20 protein-coding genes are annotated in these 18,341 nt (G+C 45.7%); 17 read left to right on the top strand and 3 right to left on the bottom strand.

Features of this window, described 5'->3' with window-relative positions; all coding sequences use genetic code 11:
- The first annotated feature begins 52 nt into the window (after window positions 1–52).
- The 5 genes from QWY22_RS13955 (at window position 53) to QWY22_RS13935 (ending at window position 3,291) form a co-directional block, all read left to right on the top strand.
- Window positions 53–889: a DegV family protein gene (locus QWY22_RS13955; protein WP_300981428.1), complete on the top strand. Its 837-nt coding sequence runs from the start codon at window positions 53–55 to the stop codon at window positions 887–889.
- Window positions 890–927: 38 nt separating this feature from the next.
- Window positions 928–2,256, top strand: a complete 1,329-nt coding sequence (locus QWY22_RS13950) for an ATP-dependent helicase ComFA (RefSeq protein ID WP_300981426.1) — start codon at window positions 928–930, stop codon at window positions 2,254–2,256.
- Between the two features lie 105 nt (window positions 2,257–2,361).
- Window positions 2,362–2,502 carry a hypothetical protein gene (locus tag QWY22_RS13945; protein WP_300981425.1) on the top strand — a complete coding sequence of 47 codons (141 nt, stop codon included), beginning with the start codon at window positions 2,362–2,364 and terminating at the stop codon, window positions 2,500–2,502.
- A 251-nt stretch (window positions 2,503–2,753) separates the two neighbouring features.
- Window positions 2,754–2,912, top strand: a complete 159-nt coding sequence (locus QWY22_RS19600) for a ComF family protein (RefSeq protein WP_367281281.1) — start codon at window positions 2,754–2,756, stop codon at window positions 2,910–2,912.
- A gap of 34 nt (window positions 2,913–2,946) precedes the next feature.
- A complete protein-coding gene (locus QWY22_RS13935; protein ID WP_300981424.1) occupies window positions 2,947–3,291 on the top strand; it encodes a PilZ domain-containing protein in 345 nt (114 codons plus the stop codon).
- 323 nt (window positions 3,292–3,614) lie between these two features.
- Here QWY22_RS13935 and QWY22_RS13930 read toward each other — a convergent pair whose 3' ends face one another.
- On the bottom strand, window positions 3,615–4,319 hold the full coding sequence (locus tag QWY22_RS13930) for an SDR family NAD(P)-dependent oxidoreductase (RefSeq protein WP_300981423.1): 705 nt from the start codon (window positions 4,317–4,319) through the stop codon (window positions 3,615–3,617).
- Window positions 4,320–4,446: 127 nt separating this feature from the next.
- Here QWY22_RS13930 and hpf point away from each other — a divergent pair, with 127 nt between their 5' ends.
- The 12 genes from hpf (at window position 4,447) to QWY22_RS13870 (ending at window position 17,315) form a co-directional block, all read left to right on the top strand.
- A complete protein-coding gene (hpf, locus tag QWY22_RS13925; protein WP_300981422.1) occupies window positions 4,447–5,034 on the top strand; it encodes a ribosome hibernation-promoting factor, HPF/YfiA family in 588 nt (195 codons plus the stop codon).
- A 351-nt stretch (window positions 5,035–5,385) separates the two neighbouring features.
- A complete protein-coding gene (secA, locus tag QWY22_RS13920; protein ID WP_300981421.1) occupies window positions 5,386–7,908 on the top strand; it encodes a preprotein translocase subunit SecA in 2,523 nt (840 codons plus the stop codon).
- 88 nt (window positions 7,909–7,996) lie between these two features.
- Window positions 7,997–9,098, top strand: a protein-coding gene (gene prfB / locus QWY22_RS13915; RefSeq protein WP_300984398.1) for a peptide chain release factor 2 whose coding sequence is annotated in 2 segments (ribosomal slippage) — window positions 7,997–8,068 and window positions 8,070–9,098 — 1,101 coding nt in all. Because the reading frame shifts where the segments join, the coding sequence is not laid out codon by codon here.
- 199 nt (window positions 9,099–9,297) lie between these two features.
- A complete protein-coding gene (locus QWY22_RS13910) occupies window positions 9,298–10,170 on the top strand; it encodes a YitT family protein (protein WP_300984397.1) in 873 nt (290 codons plus the stop codon).
- A gap of 48 nt (window positions 10,171–10,218) precedes the next feature.
- Window positions 10,219–10,563, top strand: coding sequence for a cytochrome c551 (gene cccB, locus QWY22_RS13905; protein ID WP_300981420.1), 345 nt, complete (start codon window positions 10,219–10,221; stop codon window positions 10,561–10,563).
- Window positions 10,564–10,829: 266 nt separating this feature from the next.
- A complete protein-coding gene (gene ftsE / locus QWY22_RS13900) occupies window positions 10,830–11,516 on the top strand; it encodes a cell division ATP-binding protein FtsE (protein WP_300981419.1) in 687 nt (228 codons plus the stop codon).
- Window positions 11,506–12,390 (top strand): permease-like cell division protein FtsX, encoded by an 885-nt coding sequence (ftsX, locus tag QWY22_RS13895; protein ID WP_300981418.1) that lies wholly within the window; start codon window positions 11,506–11,508, stop codon window positions 12,388–12,390. Before ftsE ends, ftsX begins: the two co-directional genes overlap by 11 nt.
- Before the next feature lie 109 nt (window positions 12,391–12,499).
- Window positions 12,500–13,900 carry a murein hydrolase activator EnvC family protein gene (locus tag QWY22_RS13890; RefSeq protein ID WP_300984396.1) on the top strand — a complete coding sequence of 467 codons (1,401 nt, stop codon included), beginning with the start codon at window positions 12,500–12,502 and terminating at the stop codon, window positions 13,898–13,900.
- A 204-nt stretch (window positions 13,901–14,104) separates the two neighbouring features.
- Window positions 14,105–14,683, top strand: coding sequence for a TlpA family protein disulfide reductase (locus tag QWY22_RS13885; protein WP_300981417.1), 579 nt, complete (start codon window positions 14,105–14,107; stop codon window positions 14,681–14,683).
- Window positions 14,684–14,695: 12 nt separating this feature from the next.
- Window positions 14,696–15,802, top strand: coding sequence for a trans-sulfuration enzyme family protein (locus tag QWY22_RS13880; protein ID WP_300981416.1), 1,107 nt, complete (start codon window positions 14,696–14,698; stop codon window positions 15,800–15,802).
- A 91-nt stretch (window positions 15,803–15,893) separates the two neighbouring features.
- Window positions 15,894–17,045 (top strand): PDZ domain-containing protein, encoded by a 1,152-nt coding sequence (locus QWY22_RS13875; RefSeq protein WP_300981415.1) that lies wholly within the window; start codon window positions 15,894–15,896, stop codon window positions 17,043–17,045.
- A 12-nt stretch (window positions 17,046–17,057) separates the two neighbouring features.
- Window positions 17,058–17,315: a CsbA family protein gene (locus QWY22_RS13870; RefSeq protein WP_300981414.1), complete on the top strand. Its 258-nt coding sequence runs from the start codon at window positions 17,058–17,060 to the stop codon at window positions 17,313–17,315.
- A gap of 13 nt (window positions 17,316–17,328) precedes the next feature.
- On the opposite strand, the gene QWY22_RS13865 is transcribed toward QWY22_RS13870, so the two are convergent.
- Together QWY22_RS13865 and QWY22_RS13860 are read right to left on the bottom strand one after the other, a co-directional pair.
- On the bottom strand, window positions 17,329–17,640 hold the full coding sequence (locus QWY22_RS13865) for an AzlD domain-containing protein (RefSeq protein WP_074511089.1): 312 nt from the start codon (window positions 17,638–17,640) through the stop codon (window positions 17,329–17,331).
- A complete protein-coding gene (locus tag QWY22_RS13860) occupies window positions 17,641–18,333 on the bottom strand; it encodes an AzlC family ABC transporter permease (protein WP_300981413.1) in 693 nt (230 codons plus the stop codon).
- Window positions 18,334–18,341 lie beyond the last annotated feature (8 nt).

Genomic DNA, 18,341 nt, shown 5'->3' with positions numbered 1-18,341 from the left:
TATGTCTATTGAGTTTTCTTTTTGGTAAACTGGCAATGGAGGCTGATTTAATATGAAAACAGCAATTGTAACGGACAGCACAGCGTATTTGCCGGAAGAACTCCGGAAAGAAAAAAACATCCACATGGTTCCGCTTCAAGTGACTTTTAAGAACGAATCATTTGCAGAAGAGAAAAATTTGAATGTAGATGAATTTTACAAAAAAGCAAAAGAAGAATTTCCGAAAACCTCACAGCCGCCACTTGGAGAATTCGTAAATCTATACACGGAATTGGCACAGAAGCATGACGAAATTGTTTCAATCCATTTATCAAGCGGCATTAGCGGGACTTTCCAAGGTTCGCAGCAGGCCAATGAACTGGTGAAAGAAGCAAGTGTGCACAGCTTTGACTCGGAAGTTTCGTGCTATATGCAAGGATTCTATGCGCTGAGAGCTGCCAATATGGCACAAGCGGGAGCGGATGCTGCAACCATCATGGATGAGCTCCAGAAGATGAAAAAAAATATGCGCTCTTATTTCATGGTTGAAGATTTAAAGCATTTAAGCAGAGGCGGAAGGCTGTCCAATGCCCAAGCAGTCGTCGGTGGAATGCTACAAATTAAACCGCTTTTGCATTTTGAAAACAAAATGATTGTTCCGTTTGAAAAAATCCGGACTAGAAAAAAAGCGATGAACCGCATTGCAGGAATGCTACAAGAAGATGCAGCTTCCGGAGCCGCCATCGAAGCCGCCATTATCCATGCAAATCGGCCGGAAGAAGCAAAGAAATGGCGGGAAGAACTTGAAGTTTTATGTCCCAACGTGGATTTCACAATCTCGTATTTCGGACCAGTGATCGGTACACATTTAGGAGAAGGTTCAATGGGTTTGGGTTGGGTAAAGAAATAACCAATCCAGGCCCCTGGCTTCTCGGAAGGAAGATGCAGATGAAAGAATTGGCGGAATTTTTGACGGGCCGAATTTGGCTGCAGAATTTCACCCCTTTTGCAAAAGACTTGATCGATGAACACATTTCCAGCGGTTTGATTGCCGTTAGCAAAGGCATTGGAAAAGAACGTGTTTGTGCCCGCTGCCTGGAAAACTCCCCACAAAAAATCATTCCATTTTACTGCTCCAAATGCGAAGATGAGTGTTATTACTGCCGGCATTGCATCAACATGGGCCGCATCAGTTCCTGCACAGAGCTCATAACTTGGAAGCATCCAACCCAACCTCCTCAGAAAAATCATTCATTCGCCTGGACAGGCACCCTTACCAGACTTCAAGAACATGCATCTATTGAAGTATCAAAGAGCTTGGAGCAAAAAAAATCCCATCTCGTATACGCCGTATGCGGAGCTGGAAAAACAGAATTGTTGTTTCTTCCTATTTTTAATGCGCTGCAAAAAGGGCTTCGTGTGTGCATTGCTGCTCCGCGGACGGATGTCGTCCTGGAATTGTCGCCCCGCATTAAAAGGGCCTTTCCCGATACAAAAGTCCATACTTTATATGGCGGAGCACCATACGAAGAGGGATTCGCAGACATTATCATTGCGACCACCCACCAGCTTTATCGTTTTCAGGCTGCCTTTGATGTGATGATCGTGGACGAAGCAGATGCATTTCCATATTCATATGACGCATCCCTTGAAAGGGCAGTTATAAAAGCAAAAAAAGAAACGGCACCAGTCATTTACGTTTCGGCCACGCCTTCGGAACGGCTGCTAAAAAAGGTTCCCGAACGCTCCGAAATCTTCAGGCGTTTTCACGGGCATGATTTGCCCGTGCCAAGCTTTAAGCCGCTCTGGAACTATAAAAAAAACTTGTTGAAAAACAAAATCCCTACAAAATTAGCCGCCTGGATAACGGAAAAGATAAGAAAAAAAGAACCTTTTCTATTGTTTTTGCCAACTATTGATCTGATTGACCATAGCATTGCACTTTTTCAGAAATTAGATCCAGGTATTGAAGCGGTGCACTCCCAAGATCCGCGCCGAAAAGAAAAAGTAATGAAGCTGCGCAATGGCGAAGTTTCAGGTTTGTTGACTTCAACCATTCTGGAGCGAGGAATCACCATTCCAAACGTCCAAGTGGCTGTAGTCGGAGCAGACGACCGGATATTTGATGCTTCGGCCTTGATTCAAATTGCCGGGCGAGCAGGAAGATCGAGTGAGCAGCCGGCAGGGGACGTGTTGTTTTTTCATAATGGCATTGCAAGAGAAATGGATAAAGCCAGAAACCGGATTATTTCCTACAATGCGAGGAGCCGAACATGAAATGCTTGCTCTGTGATTTAACCATTGTCTATAGTCCGACCTGGCAAGGGCTCTTATTACGGAACCGGCAAGAACCAGTGTGCAAAAAGTGCAAAGCGGAATTCGTTGAAATCCAAGAACCAAGGTGCGGCATTTGTGGCCTGCCTGGCAATGGCTTGTGCCGAGACTGCAGGTATTGGGAAACCACGGAATATCGGGGGTGCATTGATGCGGGTATGGGTTTATATCCGTACAACGAAGCGATGAAGACTTTCTTGCACCGCTACAAGTTTTTGCAGGACGTCGAGCTCTCGAGAGTATTTGCAGAAGAGATAAAGCGGTCACTCCGAAAGCCCCGAGGTATTATTGTGCCCATTCCAATGCATGCAGGGAAACTAATTGAACGGACATTTCCGCAAGTAGACCGGCTGCTGGATGCCGCAGAAATAAATTATCGCCATTTCCTTATAAAAAGGGACTCCGTCCAAGGCACTAAAACAAAAAAGGAGCGAATGGCGGTGGAAAATTTATTCACTTGGAATGGAGAAACCGTACCAAAGAAACTAGTCTTAGTCGATGATCTGTATACGACGGGGACTACTTTGCGCCATGCAGCAAAAACCTTGAAAGATGCCGGGGCAGAGGAAATACGTATATGGACATTGATCCGGGGCTGACCCAAAAGTTTAACAGGATAAGGAGAGCGGACCGATGTTTCCCAATCGAATGGAAAGTTATCGCCACAGTTTTGGAAAGCCGCCTGAAATCCGCATGGAAATTTTGCGGGAAGATGGAGTGCAATACCGTGTATTTGGTTTGATGCTGGATGTTTCAACAGGAGGAGCTAAACTTTTTTCAGAACATGAATTGATGAAAGAGTCCGAAATCATAACGTTCTTCTTTATTGTTAACTACGAAAAAATAACAACATGCGGAAAACTGGTATGGAAATTGAAGAAGCCGAATGGTTGGGTTTACGGAGTAAAGTGGTTCGCAGATCCCGTGAAGGAACTGCTGATTGCAGAAGAAATTAAAGCTGGAATAGCCATTAGTTAAAGCCTGCCGGACTTGGCAGGCTTTCTTATTCAAATGGCCCTCCAGTGCTTGTCTGGGCTGGACAGGCGCTTCCGCTTTTCTAGTGTCCAGTTGCAACGGCCAGGTCCTCGGGTCATAAGCCACTTCGGCTGTGCGGCAAAAATCGCCGCTTCACCGAATCGTCTTATGCCGGTCGGACCTAAACAGCCGTTTCCACATTTCTAGTGTCCAGCTGCAGCGCCTAGCCCCTCGAGGTCGCTTCGGCCTTGAATCCTTGGCTGGAAAGCGCCATGGCTTTCAAACCCTCCAGCGCTTGTCGGGGCTGAACAGGCGCTTGCGCTTTTCTAGTGCTCATAAATCATTTTTCTTGTCATGCCGCCGTCAATGTTCAAGCACTCGCCTGTAATGAATGAATTCCGCGGGTCACATAGAAACAGGCAAGCGCGGGCGATGTCATCGCCTTTGCCGACTCGGCCGCTCCAATGCTGAGAATGGTCAATGTCTCGCAATTCCTCAGAACCGGTATGAATCCACCCAGGTGCAATGGCGTTGACCCGTATGCCTTTTTCGCTTAATGTCGCAGCGAGTGAATGGGTTAATGCATAAATGCCGCCTTTCGAAGCCGAGTACGTTTCGGTATTCGGTTCTGACATAAATGCACGGGTGGAAGCCATATTGACAATTGCTCGGATGTCTTCAGACATATACCTGGCAGCTTCCCGGCTGCAGATAAAGACGCTTTTTAAATTGGTGTTAAGGATGCGGTCCCATTCTTGTTCGTTAACTTCCCAAATTGATTTGAATTCTGAGACACCGGCATTGTTAATGAGAATATGGATAGCGCCGTAATCTTTATGGATGCCGGCGAAAACCTGGATGACTTCTTCGAAATTCCCGACGTCGCATTTCCGGTACTCCACGCCTTCAATGTCCACTTTCTCAATATCCAGTCCAATGACGCGTGCTCCCTCGTTTTTAAAGTGTTGAGCAATGCTGTTTCCGATGCCTTGTGCCGCACCGGTGACAATAACTGTTTTGTGGATTAACATTTTCTTCATCTCCTTGTCACTTTCTTTACCTGAATTTCACGTTCTCAAAACTTTTAGCGTTTTAAGCAGGAGAGATAAGGGAAGATATAGAAATGTAATAGCAGGTACAAAAGAAGGAGGAGTTAGTATGCTACAATTTAATATCAAAGGCGATAACATTGAAGTAACTCCCGCAATCCGTGAGTTTATCGAAAAGAAAGTCGATAAAATCGAACGGTACTTTCCAGAAGGAACGAACGCAACCGCAATGGTCAATTTAAAGGCGATTAACCATAGCCAAACAAAAGTGGAAGTAACGATTCCTATGAAAAATCTTGTTTTGCGTGCGGAAGAGCGGCATGATGAATTATATGCAGCAGTCGATTTGATCGTCGGGAAACTGGAACGTCAAATCCGTAAATATAAAACGAAGATCAACCGGAAATTCCGCGATCGTGAAGGTATGGGAATGGCGTTTGCCACAGCAGACCAAGTGCCAAACCCTGCTTATGATACTGGGAATGCCGATGATGAATATAGTGAAGATGATGACATCAAAATCGTGCGCACCAAGCAATTCGATTTAAAGCCGATGGATGAAGAAGAAGCGGTACTGCAAATGAATATGCTCGGGCATAATTTCTTTGTTTTTACCGACGCGGAATCGAACGGCACCAACATCGTTTACAAACGAAAAGACGGTTCATATGGCCTGATTGAAACCAGCGTAGAATAATCCAAAGCCTCTCTTAATCGAGAGGCTTTTCTTTTGCCTGAAAATCATACATAATTAAGGAAACAATTCACTTGTCCAAACGAATGTCTTGGCTAAGCGAGCTCTTGAGTCTTCCATGAGGGCTGCGAAGCTTTTCAAGGGCAGCAAAAAGAGAGGGAAATGCAGTCGTGCAAAGCTTCTCTTTATTTGCACCGGGTTAGCAGCAATGTTAAAATGAATAGTGAGAATTTTTGCCATGGATTGAAAAACAGTTGTTGCAGGATTCAAAAAGACTTAGAGCTAAAATAAATAGCAAAAGCGATTCAAAAGCTGTTAAAAGGCTTTTGGACACTACGCAGGGAGCGGTTATACATGCTTGGAGTATTAAATAAGGTATTCGACCCGAATAAACGGGATTTAAAAAGATTAGAAAAAACAGCTGAGGGAGTGGAAGCGCTGGCTGCTGAATACGCTGCGCTTTCAGATGATGCGTTAAAAGCAAGAACGCAGCAATTTGTAGAGCGGCACGCTAACGGTGAATCATTGGATGATTTGCTGCCAGAAGCATTTGCCACAATCCGGGAAGCTTCGAAACGTGTCCTTGGAATGTATCCTTTCCGCGTACAGATCATGGGGGCTGCCGCTTTGCACGAAGGCAATATCTCTGAAATGAAAACGGGTGAGGGGAAAACCTTAACTTCTACGATGGCCGTATACTTAAACGCCATTTCGAAAAAAGGCGTCCATGTCGTGACGGTCAATGAATACTTGGCAAGCCGTGACGCAACCGAAATGGGGCAACTGTTTGAATGGCTTGGCCTCACAGTGGGGTTAAATTTGAACAGCTTGTCTAAAGAAGAAAAACGCGAAGCGTATGCTGCCGATATTACGTACAGCACAAACAATGAACTCGGATTCGATTATTTGCGCGACAATATGGTGCTGTACAAAGAAGAAATGGTCCAGCGGCCCTTGAATTTTGCGGTTATTGATGAAGTGGACTCGATTTTAATCGATGAAGCCCGAACACCGCTTATCATTTCAGGGCAAGCGGCAAAAGCAGCTCAGCTTTATGTACAAGCCAATGCTTTCGCGCGCCTGCTGATGAAAGACGTTGATTATGCTTACGATGAAACAACTAAAGGCGTTGTATTGACTGAAGATGGCATTGAAAAAGTTGAAAAAGCGTTCGGCATCGATAATCTGTTCGACATCAAACATGTTCGCTTAAATCATGCCATTAACCAATCGTTAAAAGCGCATGTAACCATGCATAAAGACGTGGATTATGTGGTGCAGGATGAAGAAGTCATCATCGTTGACCAGTTTACTGGCCGTTTGATGAAAGGCCGCCGTTATTCGGACGGGCTACACCAGGCGATTGAAGCAAAAGAAGGCCTCGAGATCCAAAACGAGTCGATGACAATGGCGACGATCACTTTCCAGAACTTCTTCCGGATGTACGAAAAGCTTTCCGGCATGACCGGTACAGCGAAAACCGAGGAAGAAGAATTCCGGAATATTTACAATATGAATGTTATTGCGATTCCGACAAACAAGCCGATCGTCCGTGATGACCGGGTCGACTTGATTTATGCTTCCATTGCCGGCAAGTACAAAGCGGTAGCTGATGATATTGCCGAGCGCCACAGCAAGGGGCAGCCGGTTTTAGTCGGTACGGTCGCAATTGAGACTTCTGAAATCATTTCCGATTACTTGTCTAAAAAAGGCATCAAGCATTCCGTATTGAATGCAAAAAATCATGCCCATGAAGCTGAAATCATTTTGAACGCCGGCCAAAAAGGCGCAGTTACGATTGCGACGAACATGGCAGGGCGCGGAACTGACATCAAGCTCGGCGAAGGCGTAGTGGAAGCCGGCGGGTTGGCAGTATTAGGAACAGAACGCCATGAATCACGGCGGATTGACAACCAGCTCCGCGGCCGTTCAGGGCGCCAGGGCGATCCGGGTGTTACACAGTTCTACCTGTCCTTGGAAGATGATTTGATGCGCCGTTTTGGATCAGATTCGATGCGTGCGATGATGGGGAAACTCGGCATGGATGATTCGCAGCCTTTGCAATCTAAAATGGTGACGCGTTCCGTTGAGTCTGCGCAAAAACGTGTGGAAGGCAATAACTTTGATGCCCGGAAACGCCTGTTGCAATACGATGACGTGCTGCGCCAACAGCGGGAAATTATCTATAAAGAGCGTATGGAAGTTCTGGAAACAGATAATATGCGTGCATTGGTGGAAAATATGATAAACGGTTCAATCGAACGCATGGTTTATTCCCACACTGCTGAGGAAAAACCGGAAGATTGGCATTTGAAAACACTGGTTGACGTCATCGGAGCCAACCTGCTTCCTGAAGATGCAATTTCTCTGACAGACCTTGAAGGGAAATCGCAGGAAGAATTAATCGATTTCATCAAAGCAGAAGCGATTAAACGCTATGATGAAAAAGAACAGGAAATGACGCCGGACCGCATGCGCGAGTTTGAAAAAGTTGTTTTGCTGCGTTCAATTGATACAAAATGGATTGATCATATTGACGCAATGGATCAGCTTCGCCAAGGGGTTCACTTGCGTGCATATGCACAAAACGATCCGCTTCGCGAATACCAGAATGAAGGGTTTGCGATGTTTGAAGACATGGTTCAGGCTATCGAAGACGATGTTGCCAAATATGCAATGAAAGCGGAAATCCGCAATAACCTGGAGCGTGAAGAAGTGGCGAAAGGCCAAGCCTTCAATCCGAAAGAGGACGGTCCGGCTCCTAAAAAGAAAAAAGAGCCTGTCCGCAAAGAAATGACAGTGGGCCGCAACGACCCTTGCCCTTGCGGCAGCGGCAAGAAATTCAAAAACTGCCATGGCGTAACTGCAAAGGTTTAACGGACGGCAGCAGCTAAACAGATAGGAAACACAAAGACCGAAGAGCATACTGCTCTTCGGTGTTATTTTGAGGAGGAAACATATCATGATGGAATTAGCAGACATCCGCAACGAGCTCGACAAATCAGCCAGTAAGCTGGCGGACTTTAGGGGGTCTCTTTGACTTAGAAAACAAAGAGGCACGGATTCAGGAACTGGACGAAATGATGCTTGACCCGACTTTCTGGAACGACCAGGATTCGGCACAAACGGTTATCAGTGAATTGAACGGCTTGAAAGAAATCGTCAATACGTATCACCGTTTTATGGAGACGCAGGAAAACTTGGAAATGACCCTGGAATTGCTTCGTGAAGAAAATGACGAAGAATTGCACGAAGAAATCGATTCTGAAATGAAAAGTTTTTTGACTGAGCTAAGCGACTACGAACTTACTATGCTTCTTAGCGAGCCCTATGATAAAAACAATGCGATTTTGGAACTTCATCCTGGAGCCGGCGGAACCGAGTCGCAAGACTGGTGTTCCATGCTGCTGCGCATGTACACGCGCTGGGCTGAAAAGCGCGGATTTAAAGTGGAGACATTGGATTACCTTGCCGGAGACGAAGCAGGCGTAAAATCAGTGACACTTGGCATCAAAGGCCATAATGCATATGGATATTTAAAAGCGGAAAAAGGGGTGCATCGCCTCGTGCGCATTTCCCCGTTCGATTCTTCGGGGCGCCGACACACTTCATTCGTTTCTTGTGAAGTTATGCCGGAATTCACTGGAGAAATTGAAATTGATATCCGCACGGAAGATTTGAAAATTGATACGTACCGCGCAAGCGGCGCCGGCGGGCAGCACATCAATACGACAGACTCCGCCGTACGCATTACCCACCTTCCGACGGGAGCTGTGGTAACATGCCAGCAGGAACGTTCGCAAATCAAAAACCGTGAAAAAGCGATGCAAATGCTGAAAGCGAAATTGTATGCGTTGAAAATTCAGGAGCAGGAAGCCCAGCTTCTTGAAATTCGTGGAGAGCAGAAAGAAATTGGCTGGGGAAGCCAAATCCGTTCTTACGTTTTCCACCCTTATTCCATGGTCAAAGACCATCGCACCAATTTTGAAACAGGCAACTTGCAAGCTGTGATGGACGGCGATATTGATGGGTTTATCAACTCGCTGCTCCGTTCAAAAATGCAATAAGGGCTGCTTTTAAACAAAAATCTGAGCCAGGCAATACTTGGTTTCACTCTACAGAAGTGCAAAAGCTGTACCACTTGTCGAAACATCGGCAAGTGGTACAGCTTTTTGCTTTATTCAGATGAAGTTCACAACTCTTTGGCGGTCTGTTATACTCTGACAGGATTCAAGTGAACATTCGGAGGAAAGAGGAAATTAGATGATGAACAAAAGAAAACAGCGCAACCGGCAAGAACCGCATCCTTATCTAAACTTAGTGGCGGATTATATCAGCATTCTCATTGGATCGGCCATTGTGGCTATTTCATTTAACGTGTTTTTATTGCCGAACGAAGTAGCTTCCGGCGGCGTCAGCGGAATCAGTACAATTTTAAAAGGCTTGTTTGGATGGACACCGGCTTTCGTCCAATGGGCTTTTAATATCCCTTTGTTTATCGCAGGCATCATATTGCTTGGCAAGAATTTTGGGATTAAGACAGCTGTGGGCACCATCTTTTTGCCATTTGTTGTATATCTGACAGCCAACTGGGAACCGTGGACGCTAAATCCGCTTCTCGGTGCCATATTCGGTGGAATTGGCGTCGGGACCGGCATCGGCATTGTATTCAGAGGGCAAGCTTCGACCGGAGGGACAGATCTTGCTGCCCAAATTATTACGAAATATACCGGATTTACTTTAGGGACGAGTGTAGCATTGATTGACGGTATGATTGTTCTTGCCGCTGCCATTGTCTTTGATATTGAAAAAGGTTTGTATGCATTGATCGGCTTATATTTGACGACTAAAACGATTGACCTGGTGCAAGTTGGCTTTGGCCGCTCAAAACTGGTGTACATCATCACCAATAAACAGGTCGAAATGCGTGATGCGATTTATGAGGAAATCGACCGCGGCGTTACAAAATTGACCGCGACCGGCGGATATACTGAAACCGAAAAGCCGATTATTATGGTGGTAGTCCACCAAACTGAGTTCACCCGTCTAAAGCAATTGGTCAAAACCGTAGATTCTTCGGCGTTTGTAATTGTTTCGGATGCAGCAGAAGTGTTAGGTGAAGGTTTTAAAAGGGCATAACTTTGGTATACTTTACTATGTATCAAAATAGGTGAGGAGGGACCATACGTGAAAAAGCAATTAATGGCGTTATTGTTCGGTTCTGCATTAGTATTGGGCGCATGTGGAGGCGGCGGAGACGAAGCGGCAGAACCGCCTGCAGATTCACCTGATAGCAGTGGATCAGAAACTTCAATCGATCCTGAGCAGGTTGTTCAGCAAAATTGTATTTCCTGCCACGGTGAAAACTTGGAAGGTGCGGGCAACTTTCCAGCTTTGAATAATGTTGGTTCTCGTTTATCTGAAGAGGAAATTAGAGGCGTTATTGACAATGGCCAAGGAGCTATGCCGCCCGATATCATTGAAGGCGAAGAAGCAGATGCTGTAGCGAAATGGTTGTCAGAGAAAAAGTAAACCGGCTAATTTAGCCGGTTTTTTATTGTTTTTTTGCTTTTTAGGAATTCGTTCGCAATCGAAAGTAGTCGAAAATACCTCATTTTTAACAAATAGAAGAAACAGCAAAAACTTTATGCCTGTATAACATTATATTTCATGAACACCGCTCAATTGATACATAAATGTAATAAAAAAATAGGTTTAGGGTGTTATAATGAGCATGCCGGAATTTTTGAAGACGAAAATCAGCTTAGGGAAACTTAATTAATATAGGTGGTTATTAAATGATTCAAATGAAGAATGTCTACAAAAAATATCCGAATGGAATCGTTGCTCTTAACGGCATGAACGTTGAAATCGAGCAAGGCGAATTCGTATATGTAGTAGGCCCGAGTGGAGCAGGTAAGTCGACTTTCATCAAAATGATGTATCGCGAAGAGCGTCCAACCTCAGGGCAAATGCTAGTGGACGGCATTGATATTGCTACATTAAAAAACAAAAAAGTACCGTTGCTTCGTCGGCAAATCGGCGTTGTGTTCCAAGATTTCAAATTGCTGCCGAGACTAAATGTCTATGAAAATGTAGCATTTGCTCTTGAAGTTATTGAAGAATCTCCTTCTAAAATCCGTGAGCGCGTCATGAAGGTGCTCGATATGGTTGGATTGAAGCATAAAGCAAGAATGTTCCCGACGGAGTTGTCGGGTGGAGAACAGCAACGAGTATCAATTGCCCGTTCAATCGTCAACCGCCCGAAAGTGGTCATTGCCGATGAACCAACGGGTAACTTGGATCCTGAAACGTCGCTGGATATCATGAATTTGTTTGAACAAATCAACGCAAGCGGAACAACCATTTTAATGGCAACCCATAATCGGGAGATTGTAAACACGATGAGACATCGGGTTATTGCCATTGAAGGCGGATTAATTGTACGTGATGTGGCCGGAGGTGACTACGGCTATGAAGCCTAGAACATTAGCGCGCCATTTTCGTGAAAGTTTAAAAAGCTTAGGACGCAACGGCTGGATGACATTTGCATCTGTCAGTGCTGTAACCGTGACATTGCTGCTTGTCGGCGTATTCGTTATGATCATGATGAACTTGAACAAAGTGGCCGAGGATTTAGAAAATGACGTTGAAATCAAAGTTTTTGTCTCTCTCGAAGCAGATGAAACAGGAACTAAGCATATAGAAAGAATTATCACGGATATGCCAGGGGTTGAATCAGTAGATTTCTCCACTAAAGAAGAAGAGTTAACAGATTTGGTCCTTGATTTCGGGGATGAGCTCAGCTTATTCGAACAAAGCAATCCCTTGTTCGATGTTTTTTATGTGAAAGCGAGCGATCCGCAACAAACAGAAAAAGTTGCTGCAGAAATAGCGAAAATCGGAAATATTCAAGATGTGGAATATGGAGAAGGCAAGATTCAAAAGCTGTTCGAGTTTTTGAATACAGGCCGGAATGTAGGGTTGGTTTTGATCCTCGCATTGCTGTTTACAGCGATGTTCCTTATTTCAAACACGATCCGTATCACCATTGTAGCGAGACGGCGTGAAATCGAAATCATGAAATTGGTGGGAGCGACAAACTGGTTTGTCCGCATTCCATTTATATTGGAAGGCATGTGGCTCGGCTTATTGGGTTCCATCATTCCAATCGGTTTAGTTGCTGCATTGTATTATAATATTACTGAATTTACTCAGCCGAAATTAAGCGGCGAACTTGTCCAGATACTGGATTTCACTCCACTTGTTTACCAAGTGAGTGCATTGATCCTAGTAATGGGTGTCTTCATCGGTATTTGGGGCAGCTTTATGTCCATCCGGAAATTCTTGCGCGTTTAAGATCGCTGAGAACAGACAACAAGAATCCAGAACACAGAACTAGAGATAGATAAGAACGTAAATCCGAAAGGGGAACACGAACTTGACGTCGAAGCCAAAGTCGAAATGGATGTTGACTGGTTTATCTTCTGTATTAGCATTGTCGGTTTTAGTACCGACTGCTAGTGCAGATAAGCTAAGTGAACTTGAACAAAAAAAGCAGGAAGCACAACAGCAACAAAGTGAATTGAATTCCGGCATTAGCCAAAAAAACAATGAAATGGCTGAAAATCAATCCACTCTAGAAAAAATCATGGCGCAAATCAACGAATTAAATGCAAAAATCGATGAAACAAAAGCGAAAATTGCAAGTGTTGAAGGCGATATTGAACATACAAAAGGTGAAATAGAAGAATTGCGGGCTTCGATTGAAGAACTGCAGCGCAAAATTGATGAAAGAACCGCTTTGCTCCAGGAACGCGCACGCGCGATCCAATTGAGCGGCGGATCTGTTGATTACATAGATGTCTTGCTAGGCGCAAACAGCTTTGTTGATTTTATCGACCGTTTTTCAGCAGTTAATACATTGATCGATGCAGACCGTGAAATCATGCGCGAACAAGCAGCAGACAAAGAGCTGCTTGCCAAGCAAAAAGCTCAAGTGGAAACAAAATTAGCGGAGCAGGAAAATCGCCGCGCCGAGCTTGGAAAGCTGAAAGCTTCCCTTGATGGCCAGAAAGCACAGCAAGCTGGCCTTGTTAAAGACCTTCAGGCGGAACAAAACCGTTTAGCGACTGAAAAGGCGAATATGGTTCAACAGCGCGAAGAGGCAATTGACGTAACTGCAGAGTTGGAACAGCAAATTATGGCTGAGCAAGAACGTTTGGCTGAACTTGCACGCAAAGCGGAAGAAGAGCGCCAGCGCAAATTGGCAGCTGAAAGAGCGGCACAGGAAAAAGCAGCTGCAGAAGCAGCGGCACGCCAAGCGGCTGAAGAAAGAGCTGCAGCAGAAGCAGCTGCAGCAAGTGCAAAAGCAAAAGCTTCAGCAAGTTCTTCAGCACCGGCACCAGCGCCTAAACAGGCAGCCGCTTACTCAGCTCCGGCTGTTAAGCAGGCAGTAAGTTCAAACTTTATCCGTCCGACTTCCGGCCGGTATACATCGAAATTCGGCTGGCGTGATATTGGCGCCGGACAGGAATTCCACCAAGGCGTAGATATCGCCAATAGCGTAGGAACAAACGTTATGGCGGCTGCAGGCGGATTTGTATCTTATGCCGGTTCAATGGGCGGGTACGGGAATGTTGTCATTCTTACCCATTCCATCAACGGACAGACACATGCAACGGTTTACGCTCACTTGAGCTCAATCGGTGTTGGAGTCGGGCAATCGGTAACTCAAGGGCAAAGCGTTGGCAAGATGGGGAACACAGGCCGTTCATTCGGATCTCACTTGCATTTTGAAATTCATGTAGGTCCATGGAATGGCGGACGTACAAACGCAGTCAATCCTGCCAACTATATTTCTCTATAAAAAATCTCAATCAGCGGGGATTCATCTTCCCCTAACCGCTAAAGCGGGATTATCTTTTCAGCCGGCATCGCTTATGATGCCGGCTGTTTTTTATTCGGATGGACTAACATCACTTTCACATAAAAGCCACGATTAAATCTTTCCGGCAGTGGCATAGTGAATGCGTTTTGTCGTATGATGAAGGATGAATGAGGTGAATGTGCTATGCCGAAAAAATGGATTGGCCTGCTGGTGATTGCTGCAATGATCGGCATTGTGGTAGCCGGCATTGTGAAAAATAACATTGAAAATACAACTGAATTTGATAACATTGCATTAGGCAGCGATGTCGACTTTTTGGCCACGAAGGAAGGATTGGCCAAAGGGGAAGTAGCTCCCGATTTTGAACTGACCACGTTGGATGGCAAAGCGGTAAAACTATCCGATTATCAGGGGAAAAAAGTGATTTTAAATTTCTGGGCGACTTGGTGCCCGCCTTGCCGGGCAGAAATGCCGCATATGCAAAAGTACTTTGAAGAGCAGGCAGGTCAGGAGAATGTTGAAATCTTGGCAATCAATTTGACGACTGAAGACCGGGGCCTTGATAAAGTTGAAACATTTGTAAGCGAGTACGGGCTGACATTTCCGATTCCACTGGACAAAGATGGCGATATTGGATCTGTCTATCAGACGGTGACGATACCAACCAGTTATATCCTTGACACGGATGGCCGGGTACAAAACAAAATCGTCGGGCCGATGAATGAAACAATGATCGAAGAACTGATTGCAAATATCGATTAAGGGGCTGGAAAAATGGATATGATGGAAACTAAAACGGTGCACACTGCTAAAGCAGGAGAACGGACAATTCATCCAAAAGTTATGCCGCTGTATCAAACCTCTGCTTTTTCGTTCTCTTCACTCGAAGAGCTTGAAGGGTATTATGAAGGCAATGGAACGTATCTTTATTCCCGTACGGCCAATCCGAATACCGATGCCCTAGGGGAAACGGTAGCGAACCTGGAAGGGGCTCCAAAAGGCGTCGCAGCTTCATCCGGCATGTCTGCAATCCTCGCCGGCATTTTGGCCGTTGTGCAAGCGGGCGACCATGTCCTCGCTGCCCAGGATGTCTATGGAGGAACTTTTCATTTACTGAAAGAAGAGCTGGTACGGTTAGGCATTGGCGTTCATTTTGCTGATTTCTCCAATATCAGTGAAATTGAGAAGAGCTTAATTGATTTTCCAGAGATAAAGCTATTGTTCAGCGAATCCATCACTAATCCGTTTTTGCGGATAGAAGACATTGAAGTTCTGGTCCAGCTTAAAAAGCATTACGGCGTTAAGGTGATGATTGATAATACGTTCGCAACACCTTATGCCGTTCGTCCTTTCGAATTGGGAGCTGACCTTGTCGCCCATAGCGCCACGAAGTATTTAGGCGGGCATAGTGATGTGACGGCCGGCGTGCTTGCAGGAGATAAGGAGCTGATAGCTCTTGCTGCAAACCGCATCGTCAATATGGGGATGAACCTCAGCCCATTTGAAGCTTGGTTGACGCTGCGCGGCATAAAAACCTTGTCGCTCCGCATGAAAGCCCAAACGGCCAATGCCCAGGCGATTGCAGAATTTTTAAAAGACAAAGCACAAGTCTGGTACCCTGGAAAAGGGGCTATTGTAACATTTGCTCTTCCCGAATCAGTGGATATTTCCAAGTTTTTCTCATCGCTTGGGTGGATTCAAATTGTCCCGACTTTGGCGGGGGTCGAAACAACCGTCTCCTATCCTTACGGAACTTCCCACCGTGCATTATCGGAAGAAGATAAAGAAAAAATCGGCGTTACTCGCCAAGTAGTCCGGCTGTCGGCTGGCATAGAAGGAACGGAAGATATTTTGGCGCAGCTGGGTGCAGCTTTCAATTAACTCAAAAAGAAGTGCAGGAGTCTTCAGTTGTTTGGTACAATGAATTGAAGCCTTAGTTGCAAGTGATAGGATGGTGTAAAGAAAAGTGATAATGGATCTACTGCTAGACATAGGAAGAATTTTTATTAACCCGCTTTTATACATAGCGCTGATTGCGGCTATTATGTTAGGATACTTCCGTGTAAAGCGGGAGCGGAAAATATTTCGTACCCGGATTGTTTGGGGCTGGACTGAATTTTCCGGATTTCTAAAAGACGGCTTGAAGTATGCAGTCATTTTTTCAGTCATTTTCGCCGGTGCGGGATTGGTATTGCCGTTGGAATGGCTGGCTGCTCTAAGTATTATCAGCATATTGATGGTCATATCCGGGTTTTATTCCGCAGGGTCGTTTATCTACTTAGCGGCTGCTGCGGTTGGCCTCGTAGGCCTATTTGATGCAAATGGCTGGTCGCTGAATTTGGGATTCACCGATTTTAGTGGCTATGCGATTGCCATGGAATGGTTATTGCCTGTGGCGCTTTTAGCAGGAGCTTTAGTGATCGCAGAAGGATTGCTGATCAGCAAAACGGGAGCCCCTTCAGCGTCTCCGCAACTCGAGAAATCTTCCCGGGGATTGAAAGCTGCAGTTTATGGTTCCAAGCGCCTTTGGTTGATTCCGCTGCTGCTTGTTGTACCGGGTTCTCTGATAGAAGAAGCAGCGCCTTACTGGCCGCAGTTTCCAATTGGAGAAAGTTCGTTTTCTTTTATTCTTTTCCCGATTGTGTTTGGTTTTCAAAACCGTGCCCGGAAAACTTTGCCTGTCTACTTGTTTCCTAAGATTGGCAAAATGACTTGGCAGTTGGGCATCGGCATCTTGCTGTTGGCCTTGTTGGGCTTATTATGGGCTCCAATGGCTATCGTTGCGTTAGTGCTTGGCGTTATTGGCCGCATTGCCATTACTGTCTACTTTGAACAGAAAGAGCGGCATGGCAAGCATGCAGTTGCCCCGAAAGCTGAAGGCGTAATGATTGTGGATGTACTGCCGGACTCCCCGGCTCACAAAATGGGCTTGCAGCGAGGAGAAGTCATCCGGAAAGTAAATGGCTTGGCTGTCTCAAACGAAACGGAATTGTACCAAGCGATTCAAGTGAATGCGGCACACTGCCGTTTGGAAGTTTTTGACCATAACGATGAATTGAGGCTCCGCCAGCACGTCATATTCCGGCACGATCATCACCGATTAGGTCTGATTGTTGTCAATTGAGGAGTTTAAGTGATGGAATCGATGTTCACGAAGTTTTTACTGTCGCTGCTGCTGCCGGGTTTGTTTGTCGTGTTGTTCACGAGAGTAACATTTAACCACGTCGTTGGATTGGTTTTGACCGTGGCGCTGATTGCAGCGGCCGTTTATGCAGGATACACAAATACATGGTTCTTATATATCGTAAACGCCGCCTCTCTGACTGCCGGGTTCTGGTATGCCACCACGATGTATAAACGCTCAAAAAAAGCCGAAACTCATGAAAATGAGTGACGGCTTTTTTATTTTACATAAAGAACAGGCTGTAGCAGGCCAAGACGGCAATGGAACCCAACACGACAATCATCACATTGGCGCCGGCAAAAGCAATGCCAAATGCGGCAACAGCACCGACAACCCCGAACCAGATATTTCCTTCCTGTATAAAGAAAATGGCAGGGAAGATGAGTGCCCCAAGAACTGCGTAAGGGATGTTGCGGAGAACATTCTGGACAGAAGCCGGAAGCTCCCGCCCTTCTAAAAAAGTAAGTGGAATGGCGCGCGGAATATACGTGACGACAGCCATTCCAAGAATCATCCACCAGAACCAAGCTCCCATTTAAGACTTCCTTTCTTTCGGTGAAATCAGTTCAACAAATACAGCAGAAGCCAGCGTGGCCACCAAGATGGCCCAGCCCGTCGACAGCCATTCAGTAAAATAAAAAAAGGCGTGGGTAAGGCCGGCGATTGCAGCGAGACTTACCACTTTCCGGTTTCTGCGCATAGATGGAACAAGCAGGCCGACGAACATGGCATACAAAGCAATGGACATGGAAGCCTGGAGAAACTGAGGCAGATTGGCGCCGATCAAGTGCCCAACTGCGGTAAAGACGACCCAGCTGCTATAAGAGATGAGAATAACACCCGCCGCAAAACTTGTTTTCAGCCGACCGCCTTGTTGTGTAGCCAATACGGAAAATGACTCGTCTGTGATGCCGAACGCGTACAAGGCTTTTTTCCATCTGGCATCTGGCTGCATCTTTTCGTTCAATGCCGCCGTCATTAAGAAGTGCCGGATATTGACGACAAAAGTATTCAAAACGATCAGAATCGGCGCAACTCCTGCGGCAATCAGCGACAATGATATGTATTGTGCAGCTCCGGCAAAAACAAAAATACTCATGGCCGTTGCTTCAATCAAGGAAAGGCCGGTCGTCTTGGCAAGCAAGCCAAATGTTAAAGCTATCGGAAAATAACCGATGGCGATACTGCTGCCAGCTTTTACTCCAGCAGAAAAACCCCGACTATCCATCTGTTTCG

Source organism: Planococcus liqunii, from assembly GCF_030413595.1.
GTDB lineage: Bacteria > Bacillota > Bacilli > Bacillales_A > Planococcaceae > Planococcus > Planococcus liqunii.
Note: the sequence above shows the minus strand (reverse complement) of the source record. Positions and strands in the feature narration are given on the sequence as shown.